The sequence below is a fragment of the Citrobacter sp. wls714 genome, assembly GCF_005281025.1.
Classification (GTDB): Bacteria; Pseudomonadota; Gammaproteobacteria; order Enterobacterales; family Enterobacteriaceae; genus Citrobacter; species Citrobacter werkmanii.
In genome coordinates, this window is sequence record NZ_SZWZ01000095.1 from 92,999 (window position 1) to 107,306 (window position 14,308).

A 14,308-nucleotide genomic window follows, 5' to 3' on the forward strand; every position below is an offset into this window, starting at 1 on the left:
CGTTTTTGTACGTGTGAGGATCGAATTAATCCTGCAGGTCGCCGCAGAAACGGTAGCCTTCACCGTGGATGGTAGCGATGATTTCTGGCGTATCCGGCGTTGATTCGAAATGTTTACGAATGCGGCGGATAGTCACGTCAACGGTACGGTCATGTGGCTTCAGTTCGCGACCGGTCATTTTTTTCAGCAGTTCTGCGCGAGACTGGATTTTGCCAGGATTCTCACAGAAGTGAAGCATGGCGCGGAATTCGCTGCGTGGCAGTTTATACTGCTCGCCATCAGGACCAATCAGAGAGCGGCTGTTGATGTCCAGCTCCCAGCCATTGAACTTGTAGCTCTCGACGCTACGGCGTTCTTCGCTGACGGTACCCAGGTTCATGGTACGTGACAGCAGGTTACGAGCACGGATAGTCAGTTCGCGCGGGTTAAACGGCTTGGTGATGTAATCGTCGGCGCCGATTTCGAGGCCGAGAATTTTATCGACTTCGTTATCACGGCCCGTCAGGAACATCAGCGCAACGTTAGCTTGTTCGCGGAGTTCGCGCGCTAACAGAAGGCCATTTTTCCCAGGCAGATTGATATCCATAATCACAAGGTTGATGTCATATTCAGAGAGAATCTGATGCATTTCCGCGCCATCTGTCGCTTCGAATACATCATAGCCTTCTGCTTCGAAAATGCTTTTCAACGTGTTGCGTGTTACTAACTCGTCTTCAACGATAAGAATGTGCGGGGTCTGCATGTTTGCTACCTAAATTGCCAACTAAATCGAAACAGGAAGTACAAAAGTCCCTGACCTGCCTGATGCATGCCGTAAATTAACATGATCGGCGTAACATGACTAAAGTACGTAATTGCGTTCTTGATGCACTTTCCATCAACGTCAACAACATCATTAGCTTGGTCGTGGGTAGTTTCCCTCTGGACCCGACAGTGTCAAAAACGGCTGTCATCCTAACCATTTTAACAGCAACATAACAGGCTAAGACGTACCGGACACCCAATAAAACTACGCTTCGTTGACATATATCAAGTTCAATTGTAGCACGTTAACAGTTTGATGAAATCAACGCATCCAAATGTTTGCTTTCATCACAAAATTGCAATATTACAACTAGTTGCACGAGCTAATTAATAAATGTAATGAATCCAACCAATGCTATCCATTTTAAATTAAATTATCATGGATAAACAGCAGGATATGCAACTTCTGTTAACATAAAAAGCAATAGTACAGGTTGGAAATAGTTTAGCATTTTTTATTGGATGCGAAATCCTTTTTCAGTGATTTCTGTTAAAAATATGTAAATTCGCGCTGCGTAATATGTTGATGTGGGTCACATTATTACCTGCCGACTGGCTAAAAGAGTATCGAAATGCGTTTAACAATTATTCTGGTTGCCCCTGCCAGAGCGGAAAATATTGGTGCGGCTGCCCGCGCGATGAAGACCATGGGATTCACCCAATTGCGGATCGTGGACAGCGAGGCCCATCTGGAACCTGCAACGCGATGGGTTGCTCATGGATCGGGCGACATTATTGATAATATTAGTGTTTTTCCAACGCTAGCCGAAGCGCTGCACGACGTTGATTTTACCGTTGCGACCACGGCGCGTAGCCGGGCGAAGTTCCATTATTACGCCACACCGGTCGAACTCGTTCCTCTGCTGCAGGAAAAATCCGCGTGGATGGATCACGCCGCGCTGGTGTTTGGGCGCGAAGATTCCGGGCTGACCAACGAAGAATTAGCGCTGGCGGATATCCTTACCGGGGTACCAATGGTGGCTGACTACCCTTCACTCAATCTGGGGCAGGCGGTAATGGTATATTGCTATCAATTAGCAGGTTTAATACAACAACCGGCCAAAAATAGTGAGGTGACGGATGAACTTCAGTTGCAGGCATTGCGCGCGCGCGTTTTACGTTTATTAGCTACGCTGAACGTTTCTGACGACATCAAACTCACCGACTGGCTGCAACAGCGAATGGGCTTATTAGGGCAGCGAGACACGGCAATGCTGCACCGTTTTTTACATGATATAGAAAAAAACATAACAAAATAAAATGCTGGCTAATGTTGTATTATTAGCGTTTTACTTTGGTTTCAAGTGGGGCGGACATGCTGTATTGGTTGAAAGTAAAAGGGCAAGCAGTGGCTCATGAACAAGTTTCGGAATGTGATCAATTTAAAAATTTATTGACTTAGGTCAGCAGATACTTTAACCCTAAAAGAATACAAGACAGACAGATAATAATTACAGAGCACACAACATCATGAAACGCATCAGCATCACTATTACCACAACCATCACCATTACCACAGGTAACGGTGCGGGCTGACGCGTACAGGAAACACAAGAAAAAGCCCGCACCTAAACAGTGCGGGCTTTTTTTTCGACCAAAGGCAATGAGGTAAACCATGCGAGTGTTGAAGTTCGGCGGTACATCAGTGGCAAATGCAGAGCGATTTCTGCGGGTTGCCGACATTCTGGAAAGCAATGCCAGACAGGGGCAGGTCGCGACCGTTCTCTCTGCCCCCGCCAAAATTACCAACCATCTGGTGGCGATGATTGAAAAGACCATCGGTGGTCAGGATGCTTTAGCCAATATCAGCGACGCCGAACGCATTTTCTCAGAGCTTTTAGCTGGTCTTGCCGCTGCACAGCCGGGTTTCCCGCTGGCTCAGCTCAAAGCCTTGGTTGAACAAGAATTTGCTCAGATTAAGCACGTCCTGCACGGTATCAGCCTGTTGGGGCAGTGCCCGGACAGCATCAATGCCGCGCTTATCTGCCGTGGCGAAAAAATGTCGATCGCCATCATGGCTGGCCTGCTGGAAGCGCGCGGGCACAACGTGACGGTCATCGACCCGGTTGAGAAGCTGCTGGCGGTAGGCCATTACCTCGAATCTACTGTTGATATCGCCGAGTCTACACGCCGCATTGCCGCCAGCCGTATTCCTGCGGACCATATGATTCTGATGGCCGGATTTACCGCCGGGAATGAAAAAGGTGAGTTAGTGGTGCTGGGGCGTAATGGCTCTGACTACTCTGCCGCCGTACTGGCCGCCTGTTTGCGTGCGGACTGTTGCGAGATCTGGACCGATGTCGACGGCGTATATACCTGCGATCCGCGTCAGGTACCCGACGCCCGACTGCTGAAGTCGATGTCTTATCAGGAAGCGATGGAGCTTTCTTACTTCGGCGCTAAAGTGCTACATCCGCGCACCATTACCCCTATTGCCCAGTTCCAGATCCCGTGCCTGATTAAAAATACCGGCAATCCGCAAGCGCCCGGTACGCTGATCGGTGCCAGCAGCGATGACGACGACTTGCCGGTAAAAGGTATTTCTAACCTCAATAACATGGCAATGTTTAGCGTCTCCGGCCCTGGAATGAAAGGTATGGTGGGCATGGCGGCGCGCGTTTTCGCCGCGATGTCGCGTGCAGGCATCTCGGTGGTGCTGATTACCCAATCCTCTTCTGAATACAGCATCAGCTTCTGTGTCCCGCAGGGCGACTGCGCGCGTGCGCAACGCGCCATGCAGGATGAATTCTATCTCGAACTGAAAGAAGGTCTGCTGGAGCCGCTGGCGGTGACTGAGCGTCTGGCTATCATCTCGGTGGTTGGCGACGGTATGCGCACGTTGCGCGGTATCTCGGCGAAATTCTTTGCCGCGCTGGCTCGCGCGAACATCAACATCGTGGCGATCGCCCAGGGGTCTTCTGAGCGTTCTATTTCGGTGGTAGTGAACAACGACGACGCCACTACCGGCGTACGCGTGACCCATCAGATGCTGTTCAATACCGATCAGGTGATTGAAGTGTTTGTGATTGGCGTCGGTGGCGTGGGCGGTGCGCTGCTGGAGCAGCTTAAACGTCAGCAAACCTGGCTGAAAAACAAGCATATCGATCTGCGCGTGTGCGGCGTGGCGAACTCGAAGGCCCTGCTGACCAACGTTCATGGTCTGAATCTGGAAAACTGGCAGTCTGAGCTGGAGTGTGCGAAAGAACCTTTCAACCTTGGGCGCTTAATTCGTCTGGTGAAAGAATATCATCTGCTCAATCCGGTGATCGTCGACTGTACCTCAAGCCAGGCGGTGGCGGATCAGTACGCCGACTTCCTGCGTGAAGGCTTTCATGTGGTCACCCCGAACAAAAAGGCCAATACTTCGTCGATGGATTACTACCATCAACTGCGTTTTGCTGCGGCGAAGTCGCGACGTAAATTCCTGTATGACACCAACGTGGGCGCGGGCTTACCGGTTATTGAAAACCTGCAAAATCTGCTCAGTGCAGGCGATGAACTGCAACGATTCTCTGGCATTCTTTCCGGTTCGCTGTCGTTTATTTTTGGCAAGCTGGATGAAGGCATGAGCTTCTCCCAGGCGACCACCATGGCGCGTGAGCTGGGTTATACCGAGCCCGATCCGCGTGACGATCTTTCCGGTACGGACGTGGCGCGTAAGCTGCTGATTCTGGCTCGTGAAACCGGGCGTGAGCTGGAGCTGTCTGACATTGTCATTGAGCCGGTTCTGCCAACAGAATTTGATGATTCCGGCGATGTTTCCACCTTTATGGCGAAGTTGTCGCAACTGGATGATGACTTTGCCGCGCGGGTGGCGAAAGCTCGTGATGAGGGGAAAGTATTGCGCTATGTTGGCAATATTGAAGAGGATGGCGTCTGTCGCGTGAAAATTGATGCAGTAGACGGCAACGATCCGCTGTTCAAAGTGAAAAACGGTGAAAACGCGCTGGCGTTTTATAGCCATTACTATCAGCCGTTACCGTTAGTGCTGCGCGGATACGGCGCGGGGAATGACGTAACCGCGGCGGGCGTATTTGCCGACCTGCTACGTACCCTTTCATGGAAGTTAGGAGTCTGACATGGTGAGAGTTTATGCCCCGGCTTCCAGTGCCAATATGAGCGTCGGGTTTGATGTGCTTGGGGCGGCGGTAACCCCCGTAGACGGTTCGCTATTGGGTGATGTGGTCTCTGTTGAGCCAGCCGACCAGTTCAGTCTGAATAATCTTGGGCGCTTTGCTGACAAACTGCCTTCTGAGCCGCGAGAAAATATCGTCTATCAGTGCTGGGAGCGATTCTGTCAGGAGCTGGGTAAAACCGTTCCGGTGGCGATGACGCTGGAAAAAAATATGCCGATTGGCTCCGGGTTAGGTTCCAGCGCCTGTTCCGTTGTGGCGGCGTTGGTCGCCATGAACGAGCACTGTGGGAAACCGCTCAACGACACGCGCCTGTTGGCGATCATGGGTGAGCTGGAAGGACGTATCTCCGGCAGTATTCATTACGATAATGTTGCCCCGTGCTTTTTGGGTGGTATGCAGTTAATGATCGAAGAAAACGGCATTATCAGCCAGCAGGTGCCAGGCTTTGATGAGTGGTTGTGGGTACTGGCGTATCCGGGGATTAAAGTATCGACGGCGGAAGCGCGGGCCATTTTACCTGCGCAGTATCGCCGTCAGGACTGTATCGCCCACGGGCGGCATCTGGCTGGGTTTATCCATGCCTGCTATTCCCGTCAGCCTCTTCTGGCCGCGAAGCTGATGAAAGATGTCATTGCTGAGCCGTATCGTACCCGCTTGCTGCCAGGCTTCAGCCAGGCGCGTCAGGCGGTAGCGGAAATCGGCGCGCTGGCCAGCGGGATCTCCGGGTCAGGGCCGACGCTGTTCGCCTTGTGCGATAAGCCGGATACGGCGCAGCGTGTCGCAGACTGGCTGGCTAAACATTATCTGCAAAATCAGGAAGGCTTTGTTCATATTTGCCGGTTGGACACGGCAGGCGCACGGGTACTGGGATAATCAATGAAACTCTATAATCTGAAAGATCATAACGAACAGGTCAGCTTTGCGCAGGCCGTCACGCAAGGGCTTGGCAAGAATCAGGGGTTGTTTTTTCCGCACGATCTGCCGGAATTCAATCTGACAGAAGTGGATGAGATGCTGAACCAGGACTTCGTTAGCCGCAGCGCTAAGATCCTTTCCGCATTTATTGGTGACGAGATCTCGCAGGAGATTCTGGAAGAGCGCGTGCGCGCGGCGTTTGCGTTCCCGGCGCCGGTTGCTCAGGTTGCAGCGGACATTGGCTGTCTGGAGCTGTTCCACGGCCCTACGCTGGCATTTAAAGACTTTGGCGGGCGCTTTATGGCGCAGATGCTGACGCACATCAGCGGCGACAAACCGGTAACGATTCTGACGGCGACCTCCGGCGATACCGGTGCCGCAGTGGCGCATGCGTTTTATGGCCTGCCGAACGTTCGTGTGGTGATCCTCTACCCGAACGGCAAGATCAGCCCATTACAGGAAAAACTGTTCTGTACGCTGGGCGGTAACATTGAAACCGTCGCTATTGATGGTGATTTTGATGCTTGCCAGGCGTTGGTGAAACAGGCGTTTGATGACGAAGAACTGAAGGTAGCGCTGGGGCTGAACTCGGCTAACTCAATCAATATCAGCCGTCTGCTGGCGCAAATCTGTTACTACTTTGAAGCTGTGGCTCAACTGCCGCAAGAATCGCGCAACCAGCTGGTTATTTCCGTTCCCAGCGGCAACTTTGGCGATCTGACCGCCGGATTGTTGGCGAAATCGCTGGGCTTGCCGGTGAAGCGTTTTATCGCGGCGACCAACGTTAACGATACAGTTCCACGCTTCCTTGCAGAAGGCGAGTGGGCGCCGAAGGCGACGCAGGCGACGTTATCCAACGCGATGGATGTCAGCCAGCCGAACAACTGGCCGCGTGTGGAAGAACTGTTCCGCCGTAAAATCTGGCGTCTGAATGAGCTGGGTTATGCCGCCGTTGACGATGCTACCACTCAGGATACGATGCGCGAGCTGCATGAAATGGGGTACACCTCAGAACCGCATGCGGCGGTGGCTTACCGTGCGCTGCGTGACCAGTTGAATCCTGGCGAGTATGGCTTGTTCCTCGGCACCGCGCATCCGGCGAAGTTTAAGGAAAGCGTTGAAGAGATTCTTGAGCTTACGCTGGCTCTGCCAAAAGAGCTGGCGGAGCGCGCGGATCTGCCGCTGCTCTCTCATCACCTGCCAGCGGATTTTTCTGCACTACGTAAGCTGATGATGACCCGCGGTTAACGGTGGTGCCCGCTGGCGTTTTGCTTAGCGGGCCAACAAAACCTGTAGGCCGGATAAGGCGTTAGCCGCCATCCGGCATGTACACTACTGCTCGTGGCGTTTAAACACCAGTTCGCCATTCCCTGACGCTTCTTCATCAAAGAAATAGCCTTCACTGTTAAATGCCGTCAGTTGCTCTGGCTGCGTTAAGCGATTTTCAATGATGTAGCGGCTCATCAGGCCACGCGCTTTTTTGGCATAAAAGCTGATGACTTTGAACTTGCCGTTCTTCTCATCGAGGAAGACCGGCTTGATAAGCTCGGCGTTCAGCTTTTTCGGCTTCACGGATTTAAAATACTCATCCGAGGCGAGGTTAATCACCACGCTGTCACCTTGCGCTTCCAGTGCTTCGTTAAGTTTGTCGGTGATGGTATCACCCCAGAACTGGTAAAGATCTTTACCCTTTGGATTAGTCAGACGAATGCCCATCTCCAAACGGTAAGGCTGCATCAAATCCAGCGGACGCAACACGCCGTACAGCCCGGACAACATGCGTAAATGCTGCTGAGCGAAGTCAAAATCCGCTTCGCTGAAGGTTTCAGCCTGCAGCCCGGTATAGACGTCGCCTTTAAACGCCAGAATAGCCTGACGCGCATTCTCCGGTGTGAAATCGGGTTGCCAGTCATGGAAACGGGTGGCGTTCAGATCAGCCAGCTTGTCGCTAATTCCCATCAACTTGCCAATCTGCGGTGCGGAGAGTTGGCGCGCCACGTGAATAAGCTGCTGCGAGTGATCCAGCAGTTCAGGCAGCGTGTGGCGTGTGGTTGCCAGCGGACTTTGGTAGTCGAGCGTTTTTGCAGGTGAAATCAGAATCAGCATATCCAGTCCTTGCAGGAAATTTACTGCGACTTTAGCAAAAAAATGGACAGAATTGATCGATGGTTGCGATTGCCGCGCTAATCACGCGGCGTTTCATCCCAGCTTTCAGGCGCAAGCTGCTGTCTGATATCAGGATAACGGCGCGGATCAAATTCCGGGCGCACTCCGAGTTTACGCTGGCGTAGATAGTCGCTGGCGAGGGTATGGACAACCGGCGAGAGCAGTAAAATCGCCGTCAGGTTAGTGATAGCCATACAGGCCATGATGATGTCGGCAAGTTGCCAGAGCAGCGGGAAGCTGAGTAATGTGCCGCCGACAACGGTGCTCACGGTCGCGATACGTAATAGCCAAATTACCCGGATATTGTCCAGCTTCAGGAAAACAAGGTTGTTTTCCGCATAGATGTAGTTGGCGACGATAGAGCTAAAGGCAAACAGGATCACAATAAAGGCGACGAATCCGGCGCCCCATTCACCCGTCAGCGAGACCATCGCTCTCTGCAGCAACTGGATGCCTTCAATGGGCATGGAACTGGTGCCATTACCCGCCAGCAGAACGATCATCGCGCTGGCCGTACAGAGAATCAGCGTATCGCCTAAAACACCAATCATTTGCACAATGCCTTGTGCCGCAGGATGCGGAGGCCATGACGCAGCCGAGGCGGCGGCGTTCGGCGTTGAGCCCATTCCGGCCTCATTCGAGAACATACCGCGTTGAAAGCCGCTGGCAATGGCCTGGCTTAGCGTGTATCCGGCGGCGCCGGCGGCGGCTTCCTGCCAGCCAAAGGCGCTTTTAACGATGGTCATGATAATGTCGGGAAGCTGAGCGAAATGCCATAGACAGATGACGAGGCTACAACCGACCCACAACAGAGCCATTACCGGAACAAACCATTGCATCAGACGGGCAACGCCTTTAATACCGCCGACGATGACCAGTAATGATGCGATAGCCAGGGCGATACCGGAGAAGAGGGGAGGGATATCGAAGGCAAAAGCAAGTGCGCGCGAGACCGAGTTTGCCTGCACGCTGTTAAAAATCAGCCCATATGCGATGAGTAAAAAGATGGCAAAAAGCACGCCCATCCAGCGCATACCCAGCCCACGCGCCATATACCACGCAGGACCGCCACGAAACTGTCCCTTGCTATCGCGTTCTTTATACAGTTGCGCAAGTGAGCATTCGGCAAACGAGGTTGCCATACCAATGACTGCCGAGACCCACATCCAGAAAACGGCTCCCGCGCCGCCTGCGGCGATTGCCAACGCCACGCCCGCCAGATTTCCACTGCCGATCCGCGCGGCAAGACTGGTGCATAAAGCCTGAAAGGAGGTTAAACCGCCCGGTTGCGGGTTGATGCTGTTTTTAAGACTTCTGCCAAACTGGCGAATGTAGCGAAACTGGATGAACCCCGTGCGCCAGGTGAACCAACATCCTGCGCCAAGCAGGAGGTAGATCATCACCGATCCCCAGAGTATTTCATTAATAAATGCGAAAAAATCAGGCATTAACATCCCTCTTGTTGATGCCGGTAAGCGCGAATAATCCCATGTAAGCGCTACCAATTATCGACCAGTATATACCTTATAAGCAGATTGATTGCGGGAGTTTATCATAACAATAGGTATCCCCCTTAATTGCGCATCTCAGGCTTTGGGATGCGTAATCAGGGCTGAGCGGCAGGTAGGACAATCCAGGCGGTTGCGCTGAGAGTGCGTCGTGCTATCATCAGGGAAGATCGGTTACATCCCCCTAACAAGCTGTTTAAAGAGAATCGCTATCATGACGGACAAATTGACCTCCCTTCGTCAGTTCACCACAGTAGTGGCCGACACCGGAGACATCGCGGCAATGAAGCTGTATCAGCCTCAGGATGCCACAACTAACCCTTCTCTCATTCTTAACGCAGCGCAGATCCCGGAATACCGCAAGCTGATTGATGACGCTGTAGCCTGGGCTAAGCAGCAGAGCAACGACCGCGCGCAGCAGGTCGTCGACGCGACCGACAAACTGGCGGTAAACATCGGTCTGGAGATCCTGAAACTGGTCCCGGGTCGCATTTCCACAGAAGTTGACGCTCGCCTGTCCTACGACACCGACGCATCCATCGCGAAAGCAAAACGTCTGATTAAACTGTACAACGATGCTGGCATCAGCAACGATCGCATTCTGATCAAACTGGCTTCAACCTGGCAGGGCATCCGTGCTGCTGAGCAGCTGGAAAAAGAAGGCATCAACTGTAACCTGACCCTGCTGTTCTCCTTCGCGCAGGCGCGTGCATGTGCAGAAGCTGGCGTATACCTGATTTCTCCGTTCGTTGGTCGTATTCTTGACTGGTACAAAGCCAATACCGATAAGAAAGAGTATGCACCGGCAGAAGATCCGGGTGTGGTTTCCGTAACGGAAATCTACGAGTACTACAAACAGCACGGTTACGAAACCGTAGTTATGGGCGCGAGCTTCCGTAACATCGGCGAAATCATCGAGCTGGCGGGCTGCGATCGTCTGACGATTGCACCGGCTCTGCTGAAAGAGCTGGCGGAAAGCGAAGGTGCTATCGAACGTAAACTGTCCTTCTCTGGCGAAGTGAAAGCGCGTCCGGCACGTATCACAGAAGCTGAGTTCCTGTGGCAGCACAACCAGGATCCAATGGCTGTAGACAAACTGGCGGACGGTATCCGTAAGTTTGCTGTAGACCAGGGTAAACTGGAAAAAATGATCGGCGATCTGCTGTAATCATTTCGGCGTGGCCCTGACTGGGGTCACGCTACCTCTTCTGAAACCTGTCTGTCCTTCCTTTCGCAGTGTATCATTCTGTTTAACGAGACTGTTTAAATGGAATAATCATGAATACTTTACGCATTGGCCTGGTGTCCATTTCTGACCGTGCTTCCAGCGGCGTTTACCAGGATAAAGGTATCCCGGCCCTTGAAGAGTGGCTGGCATCAGCCCTTACGACCCCTTTTGAGCTGCAAACGCGGTTGATCCCGGATGAACAGGCGATCATCGAACAAACCTTATGCGAGCTGGTTGATGAAATGAGCTGTCATCTGGTGCTGACGACCGGCGGAACGGGTCCGGCACGTCGCGACGTAACGCCAGACGCTACGCTGGCCGTAGCTGACCGCCAGATGCCAGGTTTTGGTGAGCAAATGCGCCAGATAAGTCTGCACTTTGTGCCAACCGCAATCCTTTCCCGTCAGGTTGGGGTGATTCGCAAACAGGCGCTGATCCTGAATCTGCCTGGGCAGCCGAAATCGATCAAAGAAACGCTGGAAGGCGTGAAAGATGCCGAGGGTAAGGTAATTGTGCCAGGTATCTTTGCAAGTGTACCGTATTGTATACAGCTGTTAGATGGGCCTTATGTCGAAACTGCACCGGCAGTTGTAGCATCTTTTCGCCCTAAAAGCGCAATACGCGATACAAATGCCTGAAAGTAGACTATTCGTGATATAAGTAACAATGAAGGTGGAGTATTGAATTGTTTACGATATAGTAATTTTTGCTTTACATATATCGACAGACATAATCAATTACTCCACTGAATCATGGTTTGCTATGTCACAACACACTCGACCGCTAAATCGCCAGGATTATAAAACCCTTACGCTTGCTGCTCTCGGCGGGGCGCTTGAGTTTTATGATTTCATTATCTTCGTCTTCTTTGCCGCTGTTGTTGGCGAACTTTTCTTCCCGGCAGATATCCCTGAATGGCTACGTCAGGTACAAACCTTCGGCATTTTTGCCGCCGGATACCTGGCGCGCCCATTGGGCGGCATCATTATGGCGCATTTTGGCGACCTGGTCGGACGCAAGAAAATGTTTACCCTGAGCATTTTGCTGATGGCGATACCGACGCTGGCGATTGGTTTGTTGCCTACCTATGCCTCCATGGGGATCCTTGCGCCGTTACTGTTATTACTGATGCGCATTTTGCAGGGGGCTGCCATTGGGGGAGAAGTGCCGGGGGCGTGGGTGTTCGTGGCGGAACACGTACCGGAGCGTCGCATTGGCATTGCCTGCGGAACGCTGACCGCCGGGCTGACGGTGGGGATTCTGCTGGGTTCGGTGGTTGCAACGCTGGTGAACACCAGCCTGACGCAGCAAGCGGTGCATGACTACGGCTGGCGTATTCCTTTCCTGCTGGGCGGCGTGTTTGGGCTGGTGGCGATGTACCTGCGCCGCTGGCTTCAGGAAACGCCTATCTTCCTCGAAATGCAGCAGCGTAAAGCGTTGGCACAAGAGCTACCAGTGAAGTCGGTGGTGAGCAAACATAAAAAAGCGGTGGTCATTTCCATGCTGCTGACCTGGCTGTTATCGGCCGGGATTGTGGTGGTGATCCTGATGTCGCCAGTCTGGTTGCAAAAGCAGTATGGCTTTGCGCCAGCATTGACGTTACAAGCCAACAGCGTCGCTACCATTATGCTGTGCGTCGGTTGTCTGCTGGCCGGGTTTATTGTCGACCGGGTTGGCGCCAGCAAAACCTTTATTGTCGGTAGCCTGCTGCTGGCCTGTTCGAGCTGGTTTTTCTATCATCTGACCGGTAGCCATCCTCAGCATTTGTTCCTGTTGTATGGGCTGGTGGGCTTGTGCGTTGGCGTGGTGGGGGCCGTGCCTTATGTCATGGTACGAGCGTTTCCAGCGGAAGTCCGCTTTACCGGTATCTCGTTTTCTTACAACGTTTCGTACGCCATTTTTGGTGGTCTGACGCCAATCGCCGTGACGATGTTAATGAGCGTGTCGCCAATGGCTCCTGCCTGGTATGTACTGGCGTTATCGCTGGTGGGATTAGGACTGGGGATTTGGCTGCGACAGGATATTTATCATCGCGATACCAGCGTGCAGGGAGAGTTACAGCGCTTGTAAGGAATATCCCCCCGTTCGGGGGGATAGCGTCAGATTAGTGTGTTTCACCAATCGGCAGGATGGTACGGCCAAACTGTTCGTTCAGCACTTCGCCCATCGCCAGGTAAATGGCGCTTGCGCCACACACTAAGCCAACCCAGCCAGCAACGTGGATGATCGCTTCGTTACCTGCAATGTTGCCCACGGCCAGCAGTGCGAACAGCACCGTCAGGCTCAGGAAGACAAATTGCAGCGCACGAGCAGCTTTCAGCGTGCCGAAGAACATGAACAGTGTGAACACGCCCCACAGACCCAGGTATACGCCCAGGAACTGACCATTGGTCGCATCCGCCAGGCCCATTTTCGGCATGATCAGGATCGCAACCAGCGTCAGCCAGAACGAGCCGTAGGAGGTAAAGGCGGTTAAACCGAAGGTGTTGCCTTTTTTATATTCCAGCAGCCCGGCAAAAATTTGCGCAATACCGCCGTAGAAAATGCCCATCGCCAGAATAATAACGTCAAAGGCGAAGAAACCCGCGTTATGCAGGTTAAGCAGAATGGTGGTCATGCCAAAGCCCATCAGGCCCAGCGGTGCCGGATTAGCCAACTTAGTGTTGCCCATAATTCCTCAAAATCATCATTGATTGAATGGTGAAATAGTTTCCCCGAATAACGATCACTGTCTTCGGGGCGCGGCATGATAATCAGGGGAGAGGGCACTGTCTATGATCTAACGAAGGGAAAATGAATTATTTTCCCTGTGATGGGCATCACGCTTGTACGCTGTTGATCATTCTGCGCAGACAGGCGATTTGTAGCACCGCCGGAATCGTCACGCGATAGGCGCTGCCACTCACTGCTTTAACCCCGTTTAAAGCCGCGCCGACCGGGCCGCCAAGCCCAGCACCGCGTAGCAATCCATGCCCAATGACGCTCACTGCGGCATGGGTACGCAGGATCTGAGTGAGTTGGCTGGAGAGCAGGTGAGAAATGCCAGTCGCCAGATGGCGATCCTTCATCAATAGCGGCAGTAACTCTTCCAGTTCAGAGACTTTTGCATCGACCGCCTGCAGAAATTCCTGCTTATGCCCGGCATCCATTTTTTGCCAGGCATTCCGTAGAAAGTGTTCCAGCAAATATTGTTCAATTTCGTACGTGGACATCGCTTTGTCGGCTTTAAGCTTCAAGCGCTTCGAAACATCCAGCAAAATCGCCCGATATAGCTTTCCATGGCCACGGAGTTTATTGGCAATGCTGTCGCCACCATAATGCTGAAGTTCTCCGGCGATCAGTTGCCAGTTGCGGCGGTGCTGTTCCGGGTGTCCTTCCATCGATTTAAATAATTCGTTGTGGCTCAGAACGCTCGACAGACGGGCTTTGCCTTTTTCATTATGCGTTAACAGGCGAGTAATCGTGGCGAGTTGTTCCTCACTGCAATGCTGCAGAAAGTCGAGGTCGTCGTCATGCAAATACGTGACATTCATGTTTTCTATGGCTTCTGA

14 protein-coding genes and 1 other annotated feature are annotated in these 14,308 nt (G+C 52.6%); of the genes, 9 read left to right on the top strand and 5 right to left on the bottom strand.

What is annotated here, in order from left to right; genetic code table 11:
- Positions 1 to 25: 25 nt before the first annotated feature.
- Positions 26 to 742 (bottom strand): two-component system response regulator ArcA, encoded by a 717-nt coding sequence (arcA, locus tag FDX11_RS20975; protein WP_001194359.1) that lies wholly within the window; start codon positions 740 to 742, stop codon positions 26 to 28.
- A gap of 95 nt (positions 743 to 837) precedes the next feature.
- Here arcA and yjjY point away from each other — a divergent pair, with 95 nt between their 5' ends.
- The 6 genes from yjjY to thrC all read left to right on the top strand — a co-directional run bounded on the left by yjjY (position 838) and on the right by thrC (position 7,103).
- Positions 838 to 978: a protein YjjY gene (gene yjjY, locus FDX11_RS20980; protein WP_042998021.1), complete on the top strand. Its 141-nt coding sequence runs from the start codon at positions 838 to 840 to the stop codon at positions 976 to 978.
- Between the two features lie 398 nt (positions 979 to 1,376).
- Positions 1,377 to 2,063, top strand: coding sequence for a tRNA/rRNA methyltransferase (locus FDX11_RS20985; RefSeq protein WP_042312489.1), 687 nt, complete (start codon positions 1,377 to 1,379; stop codon positions 2,061 to 2,063).
- Positions 2,064 to 2,269: 206 nt separating this feature from the next.
- Positions 2,270 to 2,396, top strand: a sequence feature (Thr leader region).
- Entirely contained in the window at positions 2,275 to 2,340 is a 66-nt protein-coding gene (thrL, locus tag FDX11_RS20990; protein ID WP_032337689.1) for a thr operon leader peptide, read from the top strand. Its footprint overlaps the feature before it by 66 nt.
- Positions 2,397 to 2,419: 23 nt before the next feature.
- Complete coding sequence (thrA, locus tag FDX11_RS20995; protein ID WP_137398489.1) at positions 2,420 to 4,882, top strand: bifunctional aspartate kinase/homoserine dehydrogenase I; 2,463 nt, start codon at positions 2,420 to 2,422, stop codon at positions 4,880 to 4,882.
- A 1-nt stretch (position 4,883) separates the two neighbouring features.
- Entirely contained in the window at positions 4,884 to 5,813 is a 930-nt protein-coding gene (thrB, locus tag FDX11_RS21000; protein WP_038637046.1) for a homoserine kinase, read from the top strand.
- Positions 5,814 to 5,816: 3 nt separating this feature from the next.
- Positions 5,817 to 7,103, top strand: a complete 1,287-nt coding sequence (thrC, locus tag FDX11_RS21005; protein ID WP_042312482.1) for a threonine synthase — start codon at positions 5,817 to 5,819, stop codon at positions 7,101 to 7,103.
- 84 nt (positions 7,104 to 7,187) lie between these two features.
- On the opposite strand, the gene yaaA is transcribed toward thrC, so the two are convergent.
- Both yaaA and FDX11_RS21015 read right to left on the bottom strand, forming a co-directional pair.
- Positions 7,188 to 7,961, bottom strand: coding sequence for a peroxide stress protein YaaA (gene yaaA, locus FDX11_RS21010; RefSeq protein WP_079225541.1), 774 nt, complete (start codon positions 7,959 to 7,961; stop codon positions 7,188 to 7,190).
- Positions 7,962 to 8,038: 77 nt separating this feature from the next.
- Entirely contained in the window at positions 8,039 to 9,469 is a 1,431-nt protein-coding gene (locus tag FDX11_RS21015; RefSeq protein ID WP_079225540.1) for a sodium:alanine symporter family protein, read from the bottom strand.
- 274 nt (positions 9,470 to 9,743) lie between these two features.
- Here FDX11_RS21015 and tal point away from each other — a divergent pair, with 274 nt between their 5' ends.
- The 3 genes from tal (at position 9,744) to FDX11_RS21030 (ending at position 12,827) form a co-directional block, all read left to right on the top strand.
- On the top strand, positions 9,744 to 10,697 hold the full coding sequence (tal, locus tag FDX11_RS21020; RefSeq protein ID WP_005124064.1) for a transaldolase: 954 nt from the start codon (positions 9,744 to 9,746) through the stop codon (positions 10,695 to 10,697).
- Positions 10,698 to 10,807: 110 nt separating this feature from the next.
- Complete coding sequence (gene mog / locus FDX11_RS21025) at positions 10,808 to 11,395, top strand: molybdopterin adenylyltransferase (RefSeq protein WP_038637056.1); 588 nt, start codon at positions 10,808 to 10,810, stop codon at positions 11,393 to 11,395.
- A 124-nt stretch (positions 11,396 to 11,519) separates the two neighbouring features.
- Positions 11,520 to 12,827: an MFS transporter gene (locus FDX11_RS21030; RefSeq protein ID WP_003829746.1), complete on the top strand. Its 1,308-nt coding sequence runs from the start codon at positions 11,520 to 11,522 to the stop codon at positions 12,825 to 12,827.
- Positions 12,828 to 12,861: 34 nt separating this feature from the next.
- Here the strand turns inward: FDX11_RS21030 and satP are convergent, their stop codons facing one another.
- Together satP and msyB are read right to left on the bottom strand one after the other, a co-directional pair.
- On the bottom strand, positions 12,862 to 13,428 hold the full coding sequence (gene satP, locus FDX11_RS21035; RefSeq protein WP_042312473.1) for an acetate uptake transporter: 567 nt from the start codon (positions 13,426 to 13,428) through the stop codon (positions 12,862 to 12,864).
- A gap of 148 nt (positions 13,429 to 13,576) precedes the next feature.
- Positions 13,577 to 14,290 (bottom strand): acidic protein MsyB, encoded by a 714-nt coding sequence (msyB, locus tag FDX11_RS21040; RefSeq protein ID WP_061382887.1) that lies wholly within the window; start codon positions 14,288 to 14,290, stop codon positions 13,577 to 13,579.
- Between the last annotated feature and the right edge of the window lie 18 nt (positions 14,291 to 14,308).

Excerpts from the sequence above, each read along its gene's own strand:
- arcA (WP_001194359.1), bottom strand. The coding sequence starts at position 742 with ATGCAGACCCCGCACATTCTTATCGTTGAAGACGAGTTAGTAACACGC.
- yjjY (WP_042998021.1), top strand. The coding sequence starts at position 838 with ATGACTAAAGTACGTAATTGCGTTCTTGATGCACTTTCCATCAACGTC.
- FDX11_RS20985 (WP_042312489.1), top strand. The coding sequence starts at position 1,377 with ATGCGTTTAACAATTATTCTGGTTGCCCCTGCCAGAGCGGAAAATATT.
- thrA (WP_137398489.1), top strand. The coding sequence starts at position 2,420 with ATGCGAGTGTTGAAGTTCGGCGGTACATCAGTGGCAAATGCAGAGCGA.
- thrB (WP_038637046.1), top strand. The coding sequence starts at position 4,884 with ATGGTGAGAGTTTATGCCCCGGCTTCCAGTGCCAATATGAGCGTCGGG.
- thrC (WP_042312482.1), top strand. The coding sequence starts at position 5,817 with ATGAAACTCTATAATCTGAAAGATCATAACGAACAGGTCAGCTTTGCG.
- yaaA (WP_079225541.1), bottom strand. The coding sequence starts at position 7,961 with ATGCTGATTCTGATTTCACCTGCAAAAACGCTCGACTACCAAAGTCCG.
- FDX11_RS21015 (WP_079225540.1), bottom strand. The coding sequence starts at position 9,469 with ATGCCTGATTTTTTCGCATTTATTAATGAAATACTCTGGGGATCGGTG.
- tal (WP_005124064.1), top strand. The coding sequence starts at position 9,744 with ATGACGGACAAATTGACCTCCCTTCGTCAGTTCACCACAGTAGTGGCC.
- mog (WP_038637056.1), top strand. The coding sequence starts at position 10,808 with ATGAATACTTTACGCATTGGCCTGGTGTCCATTTCTGACCGTGCTTCC.
- FDX11_RS21030 (WP_003829746.1), top strand. The coding sequence starts at position 11,520 with ATGTCACAACACACTCGACCGCTAAATCGCCAGGATTATAAAACCCTT.
- satP (WP_042312473.1), bottom strand. The coding sequence starts at position 13,428 with ATGGGCAACACTAAGTTGGCTAATCCGGCACCGCTGGGCCTGATGGGC.
- msyB (WP_061382887.1), bottom strand. The coding sequence starts at position 14,290 with ATGAATGTCACGTATTTGCATGACGACGACCTCGACTTTCTGCAGCAT.